Origin of the sequence: Altererythrobacter sp. BO-6 (assembly GCF_011047315.1) — a bacterium.
GTDB lineage: Bacteria > Pseudomonadota > Alphaproteobacteria > Sphingomonadales > Sphingomonadaceae > Erythrobacter.
The window spans coordinates 1,489,097-1,507,293 of record NZ_CP049259.1 but is presented as its reverse complement, the minus strand read 5'-3'; the positions used below and the strand labels follow the sequence as shown (position 1 = coordinate 1,507,293).

Genomic DNA, 18,197 nt, shown 5'->3' with positions numbered 1-18,197 from the left:
GGGGCCGGTTAACCTGGCCCCGCTTCGTCTTCCTTCACTCCTCCACCGCAAAGGTCAGCTCGGCATGCTCTTGCAGCCGGTCAACCAGCGCTTCGCCCAGGAAATAGCCCGGCGTCCCGATCCCGCCGGGCTTGTCGCATGACAAGAGCGCGATGCCGGTTTCGGCGATCATCCGGCTGGTCGAGCCATAGCCCGGATCGTATCTGCCCTTGACCCCGTAGAGCAGCGACTGGCCATCGGGCATCTCGGCCAGGAAGGCGATATCGTAAAAGCCGTTCTCGCGCTCTTCCTTGGTCGGGCCTTCGCCCGGCTTGGGCGGCTTCATGCCGAACGGGTTCTTCATCATTTCGACCGCGCCTTCGGCCATCTTCTTGCCCGCTTCGCCCGGGCTGGTCAGCACCATCTCGTCATATCTGAAATCCTCGCCCCATGGGTGGCCAAGCAGGAAATTGGTGCGGTGGACGTTCTTGGTGTTGATCGGCGCCATCACGAAGGGCGCGGCCCATTTGCCGAACTTCTCTTCATAGCCGGGGATCATGCCCGATGGCTGGTCCGGCCCTTCGAAGCCGGGGGTGAGGCCGAAGCTTGAACGCAGGATCGAAATCAGCCGCGGGTTCTTCGCCACCGCCTTCATCGTTTCGGTCAGGCTGGCGACGGTGCCGCCCGATGCGCCGCCCGCCATCGCGCGCACGCGGCCCTTGATGCGCGGCGCGGGTTTGCCGAAGCGCTTCACCGCTTCCTTCTGCGCCATCAGCACGCCGAGGTCGAACGGGATCGAATCGAAACCGGAGGAAAAGCAGATATGCGCGCCGCTCGCCTTGGCCGCTTCCATATGCTCGTCGATCTTCTGGCGCATCCACACCGGCTCGCCGCACAGATCGGCATAGTCGGTGCCGGTCTTGACGCAGGCCGCGACCAGACCGTCGCCATAAAGCTGGTACGGGCCGACCGTGGTGATCACCACGCGGGTGCGGCGGCACATCGCCTCAAGGCTGGCCGGATCGTCGGCATCAGCCACCACCAGCGGGGTGGTGTCGGGCGCACCGATCGCGTCGCGCACCTGCTCCAGCTTGTCGAGGCTGCGGCCCGCCATCGCCCATTTGGGACCGTCCGCACGGCCGCCATAGTGCTGGTCCAGATATTCGGCGACGAGCCGCCCGGTGTAGCCGGTGGCGCCATAGACGATGATGTCGAATTCGCGATTGTCGCTGGGCATGCATGCTCTCCTTTGCGGGCTGACATGGGCGCAAGCGCCGCGTGTGTCAAAGGCCTGATAGGGGGGACCGGTCGGGCAGGATGGAACACATGGAACACGGTCCAGAGCCAAATTCCAGGTTCTGTGACTGTCGGATGCGAAAAGTGTGACTTTAGGGCCCAAAGTGTAACTTTGGCGGGGCAGAGTGTGACCTTTGCCTGCACAAGCGTCAATCTGTGGTGGCGGATTGTGTGACCCCGCGAAAGCATGCGCGTCACCCGAAGCGTGCTGTGTCGTGCGATCCAGCCCTCGGATCCGCCCATACTCCGAACGGGCGCGCAAGCGGGGCGGGAACGACAGTTGTCCATCTGAGAGTTTGAACCAGAATTCGCCGCAGTAGGAAAATGGCGATGGCTGGTTGTGGGTGGGGTAGCGTTAATTCAAGCGAGCCAGTCCAGCGACCTTGGTTGGACCGGTCCCATACAGATCCTGCAATATCGCACTAGTCCCGATCTGGTGATTTACGCCACCAACTCACCATGCAATTTGGACGGGCGAACTTTGATTTACAACTCAGGCTTGTGCCTGCCACGGAGGATAGATGTTCAAAATTGCGATGCTCGCAATCGGGTTAGGTTGCTTCAGCTCGATTGCATCGGCTCAAGATTACAACGAAACCTTCGAAGCTCTGGATCAAACGGTCAGGACACAGTTCTACGATCCGCATTTCGGCGGACGGGATTGGGCAGCAATCAGCGCGCGTTATCGCAAGGCGATGGTCGAAGCGAAGTCCGATGCCGAGTTTCAACGCCTCGGCCAGGAGATGCTGAAAGAGCTCGGGGTATCGCATGTCGGTCTTCAACGGATCGGCAAGAGTGCGCCCACAATGGGCCTCGCTGTGCTGACCGATATCCTGGACGGTGCCCACGTGGTGGTCGACATCGACCCTGCATCGGGTGCGCGTGCGGCAGGCTTGCGGATCGGCGATCGTATTCTCGATCCCGCAGCCATTCGCGGCCCGCGCGAGCAGCCGGCACTCCTCGATGTCGAACGCTGCGATGGAACTCGCACCACATTGTCGGTGCCGCGAGAATCGGCCTATTGGCCACCGCGCGAGCGGACGATTTCCTGGAGCGTTCTGCGGCGGGGCGATGGCCGATCGGTCGGCTATCTGCGCGCCGACCGGTTCGGCGACGATGCAGCCGAACTGATCGACGAAGCCATGGAAAGTCTGGGCAAGACCGACGGGTTGCTGATCGATGTCCGTAACAACAGCGGCGGAAACGCGTCGGCGCTTCGCCTGCTTGCCTATTTCGGCAAGCCCGGCCCAGGCGTTGCCTTGTTGTCCCGTCCGTTCCTCGAAAAGCTGGATGGACCGGTTCAGGAAAAGGACCTCACAGACATTTACCGCGTCACCGGTGCCTACACCACCGAAGCGATTTTCGATGCCGTGCGCCAGGGAAACGGCGCCACCATGCTGATGATCGAGGACATCGGCGAGCGCTGCTTCGACAAGCCGGTCGTTATCCTGATCGGCCCTGAAACGGGAAGCGCGGCTGAAGGTTTTGCCTGGGGTGCGAAGGAACAGACCGCAGCCGTATTGATTGGCAGACCGACCGCCGGCGTCCTGCTGAGCTCGGAAAGGTTCGATCTTCCAGGCGGATGGCGGGTCACACTCCCCGTCCATGGAAACTGGGGACCGGACGGCCGCGATTATGGCGATCAATCTGTCCCGCCTGCAATCGAAGTCACTCACACGCGGGAAGCGATCTGTCGCGGTGAAGATGTCGATCTTGCCGCCGCCGTCGTTGCCCTAGAGGACCTTTGGCGGCGCCCGTAGGGGGTTAATTGCGCCCGTCCCGAGCAGAAACGCGTCGGGGCGAAGGTGACAAATTCATCACGCCTGGGGGCCGCTTCGGGCAAACCGTTAGCGAGTGCCGAACTACTGCCTATGGGAGCGCAAAGCTGTCATCGGCCGAACGTCCGCAACCGGGTTGCAAGCTGACAAATCTGTCGTCCCGCCACTAACGGCGGATGAGCGCCAATTCCGGCAACCCTACAACCGCGGCAGCGTCACCCCGCGCTGGCCCATATATTTGCCGGCACGGTCGCGATAGCTCGTCTCGCAGCGCTCGTTGCCTTGCAGGAACAGGAACTGGCACGCGCCTTCATTGGCGTAGATCTTTGCGGGCAGCGGCGTGGTGTTCGAAAACTCCAGCGTCACATGGCCTTCCCAGCCCGGCTCCAGCGGGGTGACGTTCACGATGATGCCGCAGCGGGCATAGGTGCTCTTGCCCAGGCAGATCACCAGCACGTCTTCCGGCACTCGGAAATATTCGACTGTGCGGGCGAGCGCAAAACTGTTGGGCGGGATTACGCAGACGTCGGTCTTGCGGTCGACGAAGCTGTTGGCGGCGAAATCCTTCGGGTCCACCACCGCGCTGTCGACATTGGTGAAGATCTTGAACTCGTCTGCCACCCGCGCGTCATAGCCGTAGGAGCTGAGCCCGTAGCTGATGCAGCCTTCGCGCCGCTGGGCTTCGACGAAGGGCTCGATCATGCCTTCGTTCGTCGCCTTGTCGCGGATCCACTTGTCGGAAAGAATCGCCATGCGTGAGTGATTCCGCAAGCGGCGGCACGGGGCAAGCGCCCGCGCGCCCTATCCCCCGTTACTTGATCGTCCGCGCCCCCAGCGACGGGTTGAGCGAGGTGATATAGTTGAGCCACTTCTTCGGGCGGCGCAGCATGTCCTTGGGATATTCCACCTTCAGCCCCACGATCTGCGCCATGGCGCCGACAAAGTGGATGCAGTTGCGCGTGTCGAGATCGTAATACTTGCCCGGCGCATCGCGCCACGCCTTCATCTCGGCCACGATCTTGCGATATTGCGCATCGGTGATCGTCACGGTGAAATGCCGATTGGTCGAAGAGATATATTTCGGCTTCTCGATCAATATGTCGTGTTCGACCGGGCCATTGAGCACCGCCGGACCGGCCGATTTGGCGGTGAAGCCGTAATTCTCGTTGACCTTCTGCCCGTTCTCCAGCTCGCCTTCGAGCACGATGAAGGTGTGCGGATAGCGCCCGACCAGCACCGATCCGTTGAAGCTGTGGAAGCTCAGCTGCACATCCGCCAGCGCGGGTGAAGCCCAGCCAAGTGTCAGCAGCGCAAGGAAAGTTGCAAGCAAGCGGCCCATCGCGGGGGCTTTTATCGCGGGGTGGCGGGCAAGGGCAAGGGCCAGGATCAGCGCTAGGGCAGCAGCACGCTTGAGCCGGTGGTCTTGCGCGCGGCAAGATCGATATGCGCCTGCGCCGCGTCCTTCAGCGCATAGCTCTGCCCGATCGTGACCTTGACCTTGCCGCTGCCCAGCATGTCCCACACCCGCGCAATCCCGGCGCTGCGATCCTGCGGCGTGGCATAATAGTGGAACAGCGTGGGGCGGGTGACGAAGAGCGAGCCCTTTTGCGCCAGGACCCCCAGGTTCACCCCGTCGACCGGGCCCGAGGCATTGCCGAAACTGACCAGCAGTCCGCGCGGGGAAAGGCTGTCGAGCGAGGCTATGAAGGTATCCTTGCCCACCCCGTCGAACACCACCGACACGCCCGCGCCATCGGTCAATTCGCGCACGCCCGGGGCGATTTCCTCGCTGTCATAGCGGATCACATGGTCGCAGCCCGCTTCGCGTGCAGCCTCGGCCTTCGCGCCCGAGGATACGGTGCCGATCACTTGCGCGCCGATCGCTTTGAGCCATTGCACCATGATCAGGCCCACCCCGCCCGCGGCCGCGTGCACCAGCACGGTGTCGCCCGCTTTCACATGCGCACAGCGTTCGACCAGCGCCTCGGTCGTCGCGGCCTTGAGGATAGCGGCCGCGGCCACTTCGTCAGACACGTCATCGGGCAGCTTGAACAATGCGTCGGCCGGCATCACCCGGTGTGTGGCATAGGCGCCAAGGCCCGGCCCCATATAGGCGACGCGGTTACCCACTTCGTAACCGGTGACGCCTTCGCCCAGCGCGGTGATCCGGCCCGCCGCCTCCAGCCCCAACCCGCTCGGCAATTCTACCGGATAAAGCCCGGTGCGGTGATAGGTGTCGATGAAGTTCAGCCCGATCGCGCTGTGTTCGATCAGCACTTCGCCCGGCCCGGGTGCGGGAATGTCGCGTTCCACCCATTCGATCACTTCGGGGCCGCCGAACTGGCGGAATTGCGCGCTGAGGCAAGTCATCTCTCTGGTCCTCCCACGGATATCGCTTCGTTACATGCGGCGGCTGCCAGCGTCCGCTTCGTCATGCAAGCGGCTAACGGTCGCCTTCAGCTCGCGCCGGATCTGCGCCCAGGCGATCAGCGCGAACAGCACGGTTCCGCCGATCACATTGCCGATCAGCGTGGGGAGCACATTGGTCAGCAGCATTTCGCCGAGCGCGCCCTGGCCGGTCCAGGCCAACAGGAAGATCTCGCACGATCCGACCACCACATGGGTGAAGCCGCCCACGGCGATGACATAGGTCACCAGCAGGATCAGCCCGAGGAAGCTTTCGCCCGAGCTGGGCCGCATCCACACCAGCGCCGCGATCAGCAGGCCTGACGGCAGCCCTTTCACCAGCGATTCCATGAAGCTGAGGTCGGCCACTTTCTGGCTGATCGAGAGCATCGATTGCAGCGTTTCAGGCGGCACCATCGGCGTTTTGGCAAACATCAAGGCCATGATCGCGGTACCGATGAAATTGGCCAGCAGGCTGATGCCCCACACCCGCCCGAGATTGCCGACATTGCGCGCGGACGGGTTGGCGATGGTCGGCAGGACCGGGGTGATCGTGTTCTCGGTGAACAGCTGCAAGCGGCAATAGATCACCAGGATAAAGCCGATGGTGTAACCCAGGCTTTCGATCGCATGGCCCGCCGGAAGATCGGCGGTCTCGTGATGCAGTACTGCTTTCAGCAGCAGCGAGAAAGAGATCAGGAAGCCTGCCGCAATGGCCGACCAGAACAGCGAGGCCGAGGGCCGGCCCATCTCCTCGATCCCCTCGCGCGCGACCTCGACATAGATCTCGGGCGAGGTCAGCGATTCGCTTTCGCCCCCCGTGATGATGTCCGGATCGTTCATGCGCGCTCCCGCAATTGCGGCGACTTGGGTCGCCTGCCTGCCCTATCAAGCGACAGGGCAGGCTTTCGTTCCTTTTACCACACGGGCTGGAGCGGTGCAGGCAGGCCGGTTTCGGCTTCGCAATTGGCACGCAAAGCCTCGATGCCCGGCCCGTAATCGAACAGCGGCAATTCGCCGCGCGCGGCCTTCATTTCGCTACGCAGCTTGTCGGTGGCTGCGGCATCGACCGTGCCATCCGCATCGGCCACCACGCCATAGGCGCGCGCGCCCTCGGCTGTGACAAGACCCTGCCGGATTTCGAGGCCCACGACCTGCGGATCGCGTTCGAGCGGGTCGCCCCAGCCGCCGCCGCCCCAGGTGATGAAGTGGAGCAGGTCTCCTTCCTTCACCGGCACATCTTCCACCTTGTTGCCGACGATTTCGGTGCTGCCGTCGGCGCGTTCGATCACCTTCTTGGCGCGCATGCCGGGATGCCCGCCGTTGACGCCCCAGGGAGGCACGAACCAGCGGTCGTCATGGATCGCGATGTGCCCGTCAGCGAGGAAGCGATAGGTCATGCGGATGCCATTGCCGCCGCGGTGCAGGCCGGCGCCGCCGCTGTCCGGCTCGGTCGCATAGCGCTCGATCCGCAAGGGGAAATAGCGCTCGAGGAACTCGTTGGGGACATTGGTGAAGCCCGGCCACAGCGAATGCCCGTCAGGCCCGTCGCCCAGCGGCCGGCCCGGAATCCCGCCGAAGCCGATCTGGAACAGCTGGAACCATTCACGTTCCTTGCCACCTCGCCGGTCCCAGCCCGAATAGAACAGGTGCGGCGACGAGCTGAACCCGGCCGCGTTGAGGAATTCGGGGGTCTTCTGGCCCAGCAACCCGCCGAGGATGTCGAAGATCCGCCCCAGCGCGTGGGTACGGCCTGACAGCGCGGCGGGGAACTTCGGCTTCAGCAGCGATCCTTCGGGGATGCGCACGTCGATCAGATCGTAGAACCCGTCATTGAACAGGATCTGCGGGTCGAACACCATGATCATGTAGATCCCGAAGAACATCTTGAACATGTTCTCATTGAGATAGAAATTGATCGAGGCGGCGCTCTGCGGATCGGTGCCGTCGAAATCGAGGATCACCTTGTCGCCCTCGCGCCACATGGTGCATTTGATCTTGTAGGGGCCGTAGCCCTTGCCGTCATCGCAGATGTAATCCTCGAAGCTGACCGGCTCTTCGGCCACCGCCATGCCGATCAGCGCCTTCATCGCGCGATAGTTGCGATCGAGCAGTTCCTGCGTCGCCGAAACATAGACGTCGTCGCCGAAACGCTCGGCCATTTCGACCACGCGCCGCGCGGCAACGCGGCACGATGCGATCAGCGCGTTCAAGTCTGCCTGGCACCAGTCGGGCTTGCGGGTCTGGTGCATGACGAGCTTCATCAGGTCGTCATTGTATTCGCCCTTCTTCCAGATCTTCACCGGCGGGATACGCACCCCTTCCTCGAAGATTGAGCTGGCGCCGATCGGCATCGATCCGGGCACCATGCCGCCGATGTCGCTCTGGTGGCCGAACATCGCGGTGTAGGCGATCAGGCGGCCGTCCTTGAACACGGGCAGCAGCACCAGCCAGTCGTTCGAGTGGCTGATGGCGCCCTCGCAGGAATAGGGATCGCTGAGGAAGATCATGTCGCCATCTTCCAGCGTGCCGTCAAAGCCCTTGAGGAAGCCGCCGATGAAGCTGCCGAACTGGCCGACGATCATCTTGCCATCGGGGTCGGCGATCAGCGGGAAGGCGTCGCCCTGCTCGCGGATGCCGGGGCTCATCGCGGTGCGTACCAGCGTCGCGTCCATCTCGATGCGGGCATTGCGCAGCGCGTTCTCGATGATGTCGAGCGTGACCGGATCGATCGGGACCTTCTTGAAGGGCGTCGGATTGGTTTCGATGATTTGTGCCGGCATCGCTTAGCCCTCCGCGCTCTTGGTTTCTTGGGGGTTGATGAGAATATTGCCGACCTTGTCGACCGTGGCCACGCAGCCGCTCTCGACCAGCGTGGTCGAATCCATTTCGGTGATGATCGCCGGGCCGGGGATCACGTCACCCTGGCGCAAGCGGCTTCGGTCATAGATCACTGCGGCTTGTTCCTTGCCGTCCATCCACAGCGTGTGGTCGCGGATCTTGGCGGCGGAAGGATCGCCATCACCCTTGGGCAATTCGGCGGCGGGCAAGTCGGGTGCCTGGCCCAGCGCCACCGCGCGCAGGTTCACGATTTCGTGCGGGGTGTCCATGTTGAAGGTGAAGAGCCGCAGGTGCTCCTCGTCGAAGCGCGCCAGTATGCCTGCGATCCCGTCCGCCTCCAGCACTTGCTTGTCGATCGTCAGCGGCACTTCGAAGGCCTGCCCGGCATAGCGGATATCGACTTCGAACTGCGTGGTGATCTGGTCTTCCGGCACGCCATCGGCGAGCAGCTCGCCGCGGGTCTGCGCTGCCATCTCGTCCAGCACGGCTTCGAGGTCAGCGATGGTGGTGTCTTTCGCCAGGCGCGAGAAGCTGCGCGCGGTTTCGGTGCGCATCCGCGTCGTCGCATCGCCCAGCGCGCACAGCACGCCGGGGGAGACGGGCGAGATCGCGGGCCAGCTGCCCATCAGCCGCGCGACGGCGTTGACATGCAGCGGGCCCGCCCCGCCGAAGCCCATTAGCGCGAAGTCGCGCGGGTCATAGCCCTGCTGCACGCTGATCATGCGCAGCGCGCCGAACATGTTCTCATTGACGATATCGATGATCCCGCGCGCGGCCTCCATCAGCCCCACGCCCAGCGCGTCAGCCACGGTTTGCACCGCCTTCTTGGCGCCTTCGCGGTCGAGCTTGAAGCTGCCGCCCAGGAGGTTTTCGGGGAGGTAGCCGAGCACGACATTGGCGTCGGTCACAGTCGGCAGCGCGCCGCCCTTGCCATAGGCGACGGGGCCGGGCACCGCGCCCGCGCTTTCGGGCCCGACGCGCAGCGCCTTGGTCAGTTCCGGAACGTGGGCGATCGAGCCGCCGCCCGCGCCCACAGTCTTCACGTCGAGCGCCGAGGCACGCACCGAAAGGTGCCCGACTTCGGTGGTGCGTACGCGGCGCGCCTCCAGCCCTTCGATCAGCGCCACGTCGGTCGAGGTGCCGCCCACGTCGAGCGTCAGGATATTCTCGAAACCGGCGTTCTTCGCCACCCACAGCGCGCCGGTAACCCCGCCGGCGGGGCCGGACATCAGGATGTTGACCGGATGCTCCTCGGCCTTCTGGCTGCTCATCAACCCGCCGTCCGAGCGCAGCAGCGAGAGTTTGCCCTGCAGCCCCTCGTCTTCCAGCTTGGTGCGCAGGTTGGAGACATATTTGCTCACCACCGGGCGCACCGCCGCATTGGCGACGGTCGAGAGCGTGCGCTCGTATTCCTGCATTTCGGGCAGCACTTCATGGCTGAGCGAGACGGGGATACCGGGCAGCTCCTCGGCTGCGATTTCGCCGATGCGCTTCTCATGCGCGCCGTTGACGTAAGCGTTTATCAGGCTGACGGTCAGCGCTTCGATGCCGTTAGCCTTGAGCTTGCGCAGCGCGGCGCGCACGGCATCTTCGTCCAGCGGGCGCACTTCCTTGCCATCGGCGCCCATACGGCCGGGCACGTCTACCGTGTCCTCCAGATGTGCCAGCGGCGTCGGCTTGGGCCACACGATCCATGCCGCAAGGCCGCCCGGCACGAAGCTGCGCGCGATCTGCATGATATCGCGATAGCCCTCGGTGGTGACGAGGCCGACCTTGGCGCCCTTGCCTTCCAGCACCGCATTGGTCGCGACGGTCGTGCCGTGGAGGAAATAGGAGATGTCACTGGCGGACACTCCGGCTTCGGCGGTGATCGCCTTCACCCCGTTGAGGATGCCCTCGGAGCTGTCATGCGGGGTCGACGGCGTCTTGTGGCGCCAGAATTTCCCGCTCGTCTCGTCGAACAGCAGCAGATCGGTGAAGGTTCCCCCCACATCGACGCCCAGCCTGTAAGTCATAGTCTCTCCGTGGCTTCGGTTTCGTCAGGCCGCGCGCGCGACCATCGATGGCAATTCGCGGCCCAGCCTTTCAGCGAACCAGCGGTTGGTGGCGATGGCGGCATCCAGATCGACGCCGCTGTCGATGCCTGAACGCTCCATCATGTAGATAAGGTCCTCGGTCGCGATATTTCCGGTCGCCTTGGGGGCGAAGGGGCAACCGCCGAGCCCGCCGAGCGAGGCATCGAAGATCCGCACACCAGCCTGATACGCCGCCCAGGCATTGGCGATGCCGGTGCCGCGCGTATTATGAAAATGCGCCCGCATCGGTATCCGCCCTTCGAGCAGTTCGCCGAGCTTTGCGAACAGCTCGCTCACCTGCGCCGGGGTGCCGACGCCGATCGTGTCCGCCAGCGCGATCTCTTCGGGCTCTTCCGCCGCCATTTCCTCGGCGATGGCGAGCACGGTTTCGGGCTTCACCGTGCCTTCGAAAGGGCAACCGAAAGCGGCGCTGATGGTGATCTGCGCGCGCATCCCCTCGGCCTTGGCAAAGCGGATCATGTCACGATTTTCGGCGATGCCTTCGGCGATGGTCTGGCCCTGGTTCTTTTGGCCGAAGGTATCGCTGGCGACGAGTACACAGCCGACCTGGTCGATCCCGCGTTTCCCGCCGTCGCGTGTGGCGACACCGCGCAGCACGCCGCGCTTGTTGAGCGTCAGCCCGATATAGGTCGCGTCGGCACGGTCGGGCAGGCCGGCGATGACGGCTTCGGCATCGGCCATTTGCGGCACCCGCTGCGGGTGGACGAAGCTCGCCACTTCCAGCCGCCGCGCGCCGTAATCGAGCATGCGGTCGATCAGCGCCAGCTTCACCTCGGTCGAGATGATGTCGGGCTCGTTCTGCAGCCCGTCGCGCGGGCCGACTTCTACCAGTTCGATGCTTTCGGCAGCCATGGAATCGCTCTGCGAGAATTCGTGGGGGTCCGCGCCTGATACGCAAATTGTATACAAATGCAAATGCCGCGTTTATAGGGCGACGCGGAATCGCATGGCGTACGGCGGGCTGTCCGGCGCTATGTTTTGGTTACATCGCACTATATTGGGCTGCAGTGACTCTACTGCGTTTATCAAAGCAAGAGGATCCCGAAATCATGGCACAAGGCGCGCTCGACGGACTGCGGCTGATCGAGATGGGGCAACTGATCGCAGGGCCGTTTTGCGGGCAGTTGTTGGCCGATCACGGCGCCGAAGTGATCAAGATCGAACCGCCCAAGGTGGGCGATGCGATGCGCAATTGGGGACAGGGCATCCCGCTGTGGTTCTCCGTCGTCGCGCGCAACAAGAAGTCGATCACGCTGAACCTGCGCGAGAAGGAAGGGCAGGACATCGTCCGCCAGCTCGCCGCCAAGGCCGATTTCCTGCTGGAGAATTTCCGCCCCGGCACGCTTGAGCGCTGGAACCTGGGCTGGGAACAGCTGCATGCGATCAACGAAGCGCTGATCATGATCCGCGTCTCCGGCTATGGCCAGAGCGGGCCTTACAGCCCCCGCGCCGGCTATGGCGGGATTGGCGAGGCGATGGGCGGCATGCGCTATATCGCGGGCGAGCCGGACCGGCCGCCGAGCCGGGCAGGCCTGTCGATCGGGGATCCGCTGGCGGCGACCTATGCCTGCCTCGGCGCGCTGATGGCGCTCAACCATCGGCACAAGACCGGCAAGGGCCAGGTGGTGGATTCGGCGATCTACGAAGCAGTGCTGGCGATGATGGAATCGACCATTCCCGAATATACGGTGACAGGCCATATCCGCGAGCGGACCGGATCGATCCTGCCCAAGATCGCGCCTTCCAATGTCTATCCCACGAAGGACGGCAGTGTGCTCGTCGCGGGCAACCAGGACAGCGTGTGGAAGCGGATGGCGGAGATGATGGGCGTGCCCGAATTGGGCGACGATCCGCGCTACAACAGCCATGTCGCGCGCGGACAGCGCCAGCAGGAGCTTGACGACCTGATCGGCGAATGGACCAAGCAATTCACCAGCCTGGAAGTGCTGGCGAAATGCGAGGAACACGGCGTTCCGGCGGGCAATATCTACCGCGCGCCTGAAATGCTGGCCGATCCCCACTTCGCCGCACGCGACGCGATCATCGAGCTGCCGCACCCGAAGCATGCGAACTTCAAGATGCAGAACGTCGCGCCGAAGCTGTCCGAAACGCCGGGGCATGTCGACTGGGTCGGCCCCGAGCTGGGTCAGCACAATGAAGAGATCTACGGCGAACTGCTGGGGATGGATTCGGCGAAACGCGCTGACCTGGCAGAGCGCGGGATTATCTGACCCGCAGGCTACAGCGGTCCTGGATTCGATGAATGGCGGCTTACGACCCCAATGTTGCCGTTCACGATGAAAAATCGACTGCCCGATAGCCGCCGGCAGACTACCGCGATACATTGAACGTATGGAAGAAGAGCAGCGAGACATTTGTAAGCGGTATGGCGCTGGTTTCACGCCAACGGACGGCACCCATAAGGTAGGCGTTTCTGAGAGCGCCTTGCGTGGCGAACTTCCACTTCATGGCCTGCGTCATAGGCCAGAGAGTGGAACAACGGGCTGGTTCATATGGGCTGGTGATTGGTCAGAGGACCCTGACTTCTTCAAACCATTGCACCTCTATCATCTTACCGATCATTGCCCGGCTGTCCTTCCATTCTTGGCCCTGCCGCCGGGATGGAGGTTCATGGTAGCCCCCGGGCATGAGGACGTATGGTCCGATCGCGGCCTATTGAGCGCCTAAAGCCGCCACTCGCCTAACCACCCACAAACGGGCCTGACGCAATCCTACTCCGCCGATCCGGCAAAGGTGTGGAACGCGCGGCGCAAATGGCTGCCCATTACCGCCCGCGCCCAGTCCGGGTCATGCGCGCGGAACGCGGCGATCAGCTCGTCATGGTCGCGCGCCGACTGCTTGAGGTCCTCGACCGAATAGCTGCGCGCGGTGCGCAGCACCACCGGCGCCTCCACCAGCATCGCCAGCACCTGGCCCAGCCGCGGCGAATGCGCTGCCTCGGTGATGATTTCGTGAAAGGTGCGGTTGGCATCGAGGAAGCGGGCGACATCGGGCGGATCATGATCGACCGCATCGTGCAGCTCGCGATTGACCGCTTCGAGGCGGTCGATCTCGTCGCGTTTGAGGCGCCGCGCTGCGCGTTCGGCGGCGTGGCCTTCCAGCATCTGGCGCAGGGTGAACATCTCGTCGATGTCGTCGCGGCTCCAGTCGGCCACGAATATGCGCTTGGATTCGCTGCGCACCAGCAGCATTTCGCCCTCGAGGCGCCGCACTGCCTCGCGCACTGGGGTGCGGCTGACACCGGTCACCTGCGCCAGCTGGTCTTCTGTCAGCTGTTCGCCCGGTTTGACCGCGCCGCTCAGCAGATGCGCACGGATCTTGTCATAGGCATGGTCGGACGCGCGGCTCATCGGCGATCATCCATGTCGCAAAGGCAGACCACAACCGCTGTGCAATTGGTGCAATCGATGGCGGAGGCAGGGATCATGAACCGCTTCGGATACGCCATGGACCCCTCGCTGCAAAACTTTCCGCCACCAAAATATCACAGCCTAACCATCAAGAATGACAGGGAACGGGAATTCGCTTGACGGGTATAAATTGTATACAATAGTGGGAACGTCAAGTGGAGCAGCGGATTTGGGTGACATGAACCGTATCAAGGTCATCGTGCCGATCCCGATGGATGAGGCTGGCGTTGCCAACCGGGCCGAGCAATTGCCGGAGCATTTCGTGCGCCCCGGTTTCAAGCCCGAATTCGAAGCGGTACGCTGGGGCGCGGCGCTGGGTGACAGCTATCACGATACGCTGCTGATGGACTGGACCGTGTTCCAGGCCGGGATCACCGCCGAGGAAGAAGGCTATGCCGGCGTGCTGATCGACACGGTCAGCGACAGCGGCATGCGTGCCTTGCGCAGCGCGCTCAGCATACCGGTGGTCGGCCCGGGAGAGGCCAGCTTCGCGATGGCGATGATGCTGGGCAAGAAATTCACTGTGCTGACCATGTGGCCCGAGTGGTTCCCGCTCTATGAAAAGACGCTGACCGAATATGGCTGGTGGGATCGGGTCGCCTCGCTGCGGTCGATCGACACGCGGCCCGATGTCACCGAGTTGCTGGAAGGCAAGGAAGAGGTGGTATTCGGCAAGCTCAAGGCCGAAGCGGAAAAGGCGATGGAGGAAGACGGGGCCGATGTCATCGTGCTCGGCTCCACCACCATGCACCAGAGCGCCGCCTATCTCGACAGCCAGCTGCCGATCCCGGTGCTGAACCCGGGGCAGGTTGCCTACAAGCTGCTCGAAACGCAGATCGAGCTGGGCCTGACCCATTCGAAGAAGGCCTTTCCCGCACCCGAAGTGCCCAAGCACGCAGACATCCGAAAGGGGTGGTATTGATGAGCGATTGGAGCGAAGGCGGATTCGGACAGGCGCCGCTGCCCTATCCCTTTTACATCGACATTGTGACCAAGCGCTATTTCGACGGGGTCGACAACAAGAACCTCGACAAGGTGCTCAACTGCTTCACGCCCGATGCGGTGCTGACCGAAGTCACCAGCAATACGGTGCATGAAGGGCGCGAGGCGATCCGGGCGATGTTCGTCAAGCTGTTCGCCGATTTCGAGCAGATCTGGCACGGCAATTTCGTCCACACCGCCGATCCGGAAACGAACGCGATCTGCAGCCAGTTCACCGTGCTGATCACCCCCCAATGGCAGCGATCAGCTGCGCTATGAAAACTGCAACCGCTTCTATCTGAAGGACCGGCTGTTCCACCGCGTCTATGTCTATATGAGCGGCGACAACTTGCTGAAGGAAGGGGACGCCTGATGCAGTACGAACCCACGCTTGACCGGGCCGCCCTGATCGACTTCGCCACGCAGAAATACTTCGCCAATGTCGATGCGAAGAACATGGAGGCTACGCTCGACTGTTTCCATGATGAAGCGCTGTTCTGCGTCCAGACCGCGTTCACCCGCCATGCGGGCAAAGGCGAAATCCGCCGCATGTTCGAAGATTTCTTCGGCGCTTACGAAACCATCATCCATCGCGATTTCACTTGCACAGTGGACGAAGCGAACGGGCGCATCGCGGCCTGTTTCACTGCCGAGCTGCACGATGCCGATGGCAATGTGACCTTGCTTTACAACACCAATTTCTGGCGGCTGCGTCCGGGGGCGGACGGGCCGAAGTTCCAGGAAGTCTATGTCTATATGAGCGGCGCCAACGTCCTGACCTGACAGCGCCGATCCAATCAAACACACAGTTCAGGGAGAACTGAAAATGAGGAACTTCAAGACCATTCTCGCATCGGGCGCCGCCTTTGGTGCCCTGTTTGCTGCAACGCCGGTGCTGGCACAGGATGCCGCTGGCGCCGAAGAGGCGGAGGAAAGCAACGCGATCATCGTCACTGCCCGCCGCCAGAACGAAACGTTGGCCGAGGTGCCGACCGCGATCACCGTGTTCACCGCCGATACACTGGAGAAGACCGGCATCCAGACGGCTGACGAATTCGTCCAGCTGACCCCGGGCGTTACCATCGTCACCGGGACTGCCGAGGCCGGCGACACGCAGATCAACATCCGCGGGATCAATGGCGCGCGCGACGCGGAAAGCTCGGTTGCGCTGGTGGTTGACGGGATCCTCAAGACCAATACCGCACAGCTCAACCAGGACCAGGGCACGCTGCGCCAGATCGAAATCCTCAAAGGCCCGCAGGGTGCCCTTTACGGCCGTAACGCCGCAGCTGGTGCGATCGTGATCCAGACGCTCAAGCCGGGCGATGTGCTGGAAGGCGGGGTCAAGGTAAGCGCAGCCGAGGATTCGACCTATTCCGCCAGCGCCTATGTGTCGGCGCCGGTAGGCGAAGGGGCGGGCTTCGTGATCTCGGGCAATTATTCGACAACGGATGGCTTCTACCGCAATTCCTTCCTTGGCTCGAAAACCATCGACGACCAGGAAGTGTGGTCGATCGACGGGCGCTTCGTGGCCAATCTCGGCCCCGCGACCGAGCTCGACGTCAAGGCGCGCTATGCCGATCTCAAGGGCGCCTCGATCAACTTCAACGCGGCCTTCCACCTGCCCAATTTTGCAGCCGTCGATCCGGCCTTCTTCGAGGACGTGAACGAGCATCCGTTCGATTTCTATTCGAACATCCGGCCCACCAACGCGCAGCAGACCTTCGAAGCCTCGGCCAAGATCGAGCATGAATTCGAAGGCGCCACGCTGACCGCCTGGGCACTTTACAGCGATGTCGACCAGTCGCTGACGGCAGACGGGACTTCGGCGGACTTTGCACGCTTCCTCGACTTCACCGGTACCGCGACCGGCGACCTCGCGGCCGCCAACGCCGCCTGTTTCGCCTCTACGGCGGCGCTTACCGGCTACCCGCTCAATGCGCCGACATTCATTGGCAACAACCCCATTCCGTTCATTTTCGATCCGGCCAATGGCTCGACCTTCGGGCCGTACAGCCCGACCACTTGCGACGGCACGCAATACCAGATCCGCCAGCAGAGCGATTTCAGCGCGGAAGTGCGGCTGGCATCGAATGGTGACGGCTATGTCGATTGGCAAATCGGCGCCTATTACCTGCACATCGATCGCGAAGTCGGCGTCAGCCTGGGCGCGGACCTGGGCAATGGCGTGACCCGCCAGCTCTACAACGCGCCGGGTTCGGCCAACCCGACCACCCAGCTCTATCACGATGACTTCTCGACCGATGTCTACGCGGTGTTCGCATCGGCCGACTTCGAAGTGAGCGACCGCCTCGAACTCGGGCTTGCCGCGCGCTACGATATCGAGGACCGCAAGGTTTCAAGCCTCGTCCCCGCCGTGTTCGATCCCATCACCGGCGGGCCGATCAACCCCGGGCAGACGGTAGTGGGTGGCGTGGTCCAGCCGATCGCCGGCCAGTCCGAAAAGTTCAAGCAGCTGCAGCCCAAGATTTCGCTGCGCTATGAGCTGAGCGATGACGTCAATCTCTATGCCAACTGGGGGATCGGCTTCAAATCGGGCGGGTTCAACAACCAGGGCTCGGCAGCGATCGTCGATGCCGCGTTCAACCAGTTCATCGGCACCGACGTGCTGATCGAAGACCAGTACCGCAAGGAAAAATCGAGCGCGTTCGAAGCCGGGATCAAGGGTGAAATCGGCGGCGTAGTCAACTTCGACCTCGCCGGTTACTACACCACGATCGACGACATGCAGTTCTTCGAGTTCTTTGTCGGGGGCTTTGGCCTGCTGCGCGTGGTGTCCAACATTGATGAAGTCGAGGTCTATGGCGCCGAGCTCAACCTCAGCGCAGAGATCATGCCAGGCTGGAGCGTGTTCGGTTCGGCCAATGTGACCGAGAGCGAGATCAAGGAGAATGCCTCGCGCCCGGTTACCGTCGGCAACAAGTCACCGCACACGGCCGACTACACGATCAACCTCGGCACCCAGCTTGACCTGCCGGTGACCAACACGATCGATTTCGTGGCACGCGCCGATTACCGCATAACCGGCCCGACGTGGTTCCACACACTGCAGGACGATCCCAACCCCACGCTGTTCAGCGGCTTGCTGCCCGGCTCCGCGCTGGCGTTGCCGGCCTTTGTCGGCGATGCCGATTATTCGATTTCGCAGCGTGACGAGTTCTCGGTGATGGACGTGCGCGTCGGGCTTGAAACCGATACCTGGTCAGTCACGGCCTTCGCGGACAATCTCTTCAACGAGAAATACCTCAACGAAGTGATCACGGCGGTCGAATTCGGCGGGTCGTTCATCTCTCCGGGCGGCCTGCGCCGCTTCGGTGTCGAAGTGGGCTACAAGTTCTGACGCAAGCCGGGCGAAAGGAGCCCTTCGG

General features: G+C 62.8%; 15 protein-coding genes. 6 read left to right on the top strand and 9 right to left on the bottom strand.

Annotation, left to right across the window (positions count from 1 at the left end):
- Window positions 1-34 precede the first annotated feature (34 nt).
- Window positions 35-1,216: a saccharopine dehydrogenase NADP-binding domain-containing protein gene (locus tag G6N82_RS07390; RefSeq protein WP_165195198.1), complete on the bottom strand. Its 1,182-nt coding sequence runs from the start codon at window positions 1,214-1,216 to the stop codon at window positions 35-37.
- A gap of 580 nt (window positions 1,217-1,796) precedes the next feature.
- On the opposite strand from G6N82_RS07390, the gene G6N82_RS07385 reads away from it, so the two are divergent.
- On the top strand, window positions 1,797-3,035 hold the full coding sequence (locus G6N82_RS07385) for a S41 family peptidase (RefSeq protein WP_165195196.1): 1,239 nt from the start codon (window positions 1,797-1,799) through the stop codon (window positions 3,033-3,035).
- Between the two features lie 216 nt (window positions 3,036-3,251).
- On the opposite strand, the gene dcd is transcribed toward G6N82_RS07385, so the two are convergent.
- From dcd to G6N82_RS07350, 7 genes are all read right to left on the bottom strand, one after another.
- Window positions 3,252-3,806 (bottom strand): dCTP deaminase, encoded by a 555-nt coding sequence (dcd, locus tag G6N82_RS07380; RefSeq protein WP_165195194.1) that lies wholly within the window; start codon window positions 3,804-3,806, stop codon window positions 3,252-3,254.
- A 58-nt stretch (window positions 3,807-3,864) separates the two neighbouring features.
- Window positions 3,865-4,392: a hypothetical protein gene (locus G6N82_RS07375; RefSeq protein WP_165195192.1), complete on the bottom strand. Its 528-nt coding sequence runs from the start codon at window positions 4,390-4,392 to the stop codon at window positions 3,865-3,867.
- Between the two features lie 53 nt (window positions 4,393-4,445).
- Complete coding sequence (locus G6N82_RS07370; RefSeq protein WP_165195190.1) at window positions 4,446-5,423, bottom strand: quinone oxidoreductase; 978 nt, start codon at window positions 5,421-5,423, stop codon at window positions 4,446-4,448.
- Between the two features lie 30 nt (window positions 5,424-5,453).
- Window positions 5,454-6,302 carry a formate/nitrite transporter family protein gene (locus G6N82_RS07365; protein ID WP_165195188.1) on the bottom strand — a complete coding sequence of 283 codons (849 nt, stop codon included), beginning with the start codon at window positions 6,300-6,302 and terminating at the stop codon, window positions 5,454-5,456.
- A 74-nt stretch (window positions 6,303-6,376) separates the two neighbouring features.
- A complete protein-coding gene (locus G6N82_RS07360; RefSeq protein ID WP_165195186.1) occupies window positions 6,377-8,242 on the bottom strand; it encodes a hydantoinase B/oxoprolinase family protein in 1,866 nt (621 codons plus the stop codon).
- A gap of 3 nt (window positions 8,243-8,245) precedes the next feature.
- The gene (locus tag G6N82_RS07355; protein WP_165195184.1) at window positions 8,246-10,315 is read right to left on the bottom strand and encodes a hydantoinase/oxoprolinase family protein; all 2,070 of its coding nucleotides are present in this window, start codon (window positions 10,313-10,315) and stop codon (window positions 8,246-8,248) included.
- Between the two features lie 24 nt (window positions 10,316-10,339).
- Window positions 10,340-11,248, bottom strand: a complete 909-nt coding sequence (locus G6N82_RS07350; RefSeq protein ID WP_165195182.1) for a hydroxymethylglutaryl-CoA lyase — start codon at window positions 11,246-11,248, stop codon at window positions 10,340-10,342.
- A 197-nt stretch (window positions 11,249-11,445) separates the two neighbouring features.
- Here G6N82_RS07350 and G6N82_RS07345 point away from each other — a divergent pair, with 197 nt between their 5' ends.
- Window positions 11,446-12,627 carry a CoA transferase gene (locus G6N82_RS07345; RefSeq protein WP_165195180.1) on the top strand — a complete coding sequence of 394 codons (1,182 nt, stop codon included), beginning with the start codon at window positions 11,446-11,448 and terminating at the stop codon, window positions 12,625-12,627.
- Between the two features lie 501 nt (window positions 12,628-13,128).
- On the opposite strand, the gene G6N82_RS07340 is transcribed toward G6N82_RS07345, so the two are convergent.
- Entirely contained in the window at window positions 13,129-13,767 is a 639-nt protein-coding gene (locus G6N82_RS07340; RefSeq protein WP_165195178.1) for a GntR family transcriptional regulator, read from the bottom strand.
- Window positions 13,768-14,005: 238 nt separating this feature from the next.
- Here G6N82_RS07340 and G6N82_RS07335 point away from each other — a divergent pair, with 238 nt between their 5' ends.
- From G6N82_RS07335 to G6N82_RS07320, 4 genes are all read left to right on the top strand, one after another.
- Window positions 14,006-14,749: an aspartate/glutamate racemase family protein gene (locus G6N82_RS07335; protein ID WP_165195176.1), complete on the top strand. Its 744-nt coding sequence runs from the start codon at window positions 14,006-14,008 to the stop codon at window positions 14,747-14,749.
- On the top strand, window positions 14,749-15,087 hold the full coding sequence (locus G6N82_RS07330) for an SgcJ/EcaC family oxidoreductase (RefSeq protein WP_241255232.1): 339 nt from the start codon (window positions 14,749-14,751) through the stop codon (window positions 15,085-15,087). The genes G6N82_RS07335 and G6N82_RS07330 overlap by 1 nt, the downstream gene beginning before the upstream one ends.
- 93 nt (window positions 15,088-15,180) lie before the next feature.
- Window positions 15,181-15,591, top strand: a complete 411-nt coding sequence (locus G6N82_RS07325) for a nuclear transport factor 2 family protein (protein ID WP_165195174.1) — start codon at window positions 15,181-15,183, stop codon at window positions 15,589-15,591.
- 43 nt (window positions 15,592-15,634) lie between these two features.
- Entirely contained in the window at window positions 15,635-18,169 is a 2,535-nt protein-coding gene (locus G6N82_RS07320; RefSeq protein ID WP_165195172.1) for a TonB-dependent receptor, read from the top strand.
- The last annotated feature ends 28 nt before the right edge of the window (window positions 18,170-18,197 follow it).

What these genes read in the sequence shown, in the direction of transcription:
- dcd (WP_165195194.1), bottom strand. Translation starts at nt 3,806, where the DNA reads ATGGCGATTCTTTCCGACAAGTGGATCCGCGACAAGGCGACGAACGAA.
- G6N82_RS07350 (WP_165195182.1), bottom strand. Translation starts at nt 11,248, where the DNA reads ATGGCTGCCGAAAGCATCGAACTGGTAGAAGTCGGCCCGCGCGACGGG.
- G6N82_RS07360 (WP_165195186.1), bottom strand. Translation starts at nt 8,242, where the DNA reads ATGCCGGCACAAATCATCGAAACCAATCCGACGCCCTTCAAGAAGGTC.
- G6N82_RS07365 (WP_165195188.1), bottom strand. Translation starts at nt 6,302, where the DNA reads ATGAACGATCCGGACATCATCACGGGGGGCGAAAGCGAATCGCTGACC.
- G6N82_RS07355 (WP_165195184.1), bottom strand. Translation starts at nt 10,315, where the DNA reads ATGACTTACAGGCTGGGCGTCGATGTGGGGGGAACCTTCACCGATCTG.
- G6N82_RS07345 (WP_165195180.1), top strand. Translation starts at nt 11,446, where the DNA reads ATGGCACAAGGCGCGCTCGACGGACTGCGGCTGATCGAGATGGGGCAA.
- G6N82_RS07325 (WP_165195174.1), top strand. Translation starts at nt 15,181, where the DNA reads ATGCAGTACGAACCCACGCTTGACCGGGCCGCCCTGATCGACTTCGCC.
- G6N82_RS07385 (WP_165195196.1), top strand. Translation starts at nt 1,797, where the DNA reads ATGTTCAAAATTGCGATGCTCGCAATCGGGTTAGGTTGCTTCAGCTCG.
- G6N82_RS07320 (WP_165195172.1), top strand. Translation starts at nt 15,635, where the DNA reads ATGAGGAACTTCAAGACCATTCTCGCATCGGGCGCCGCCTTTGGTGCC.
- G6N82_RS07370 (WP_165195190.1), bottom strand. Translation starts at nt 5,423, where the DNA reads ATGACTTGCCTCAGCGCGCAATTCCGCCAGTTCGGCGGCCCCGAAGTG.
- G6N82_RS07335 (WP_165195176.1), top strand. Translation starts at nt 14,006, where the DNA reads ATGAACCGTATCAAGGTCATCGTGCCGATCCCGATGGATGAGGCTGGC.
- G6N82_RS07390 (WP_165195198.1), bottom strand. Translation starts at nt 1,216, where the DNA reads ATGCCCAGCGACAATCGCGAATTCGACATCATCGTCTATGGCGCCACC.
- G6N82_RS07330 (WP_241255232.1), top strand. Translation starts at nt 14,749, where the DNA reads ATGAGCGATTGGAGCGAAGGCGGATTCGGACAGGCGCCGCTGCCCTAT.
- G6N82_RS07375 (WP_165195192.1), bottom strand. Translation starts at nt 4,392, where the DNA reads ATGGGCCGCTTGCTTGCAACTTTCCTTGCGCTGCTGACACTTGGCTGG.
- G6N82_RS07340 (WP_165195178.1), bottom strand. Translation starts at nt 13,767, where the DNA reads ATGAGCCGCGCGTCCGACCATGCCTATGACAAGATCCGTGCGCATCTG.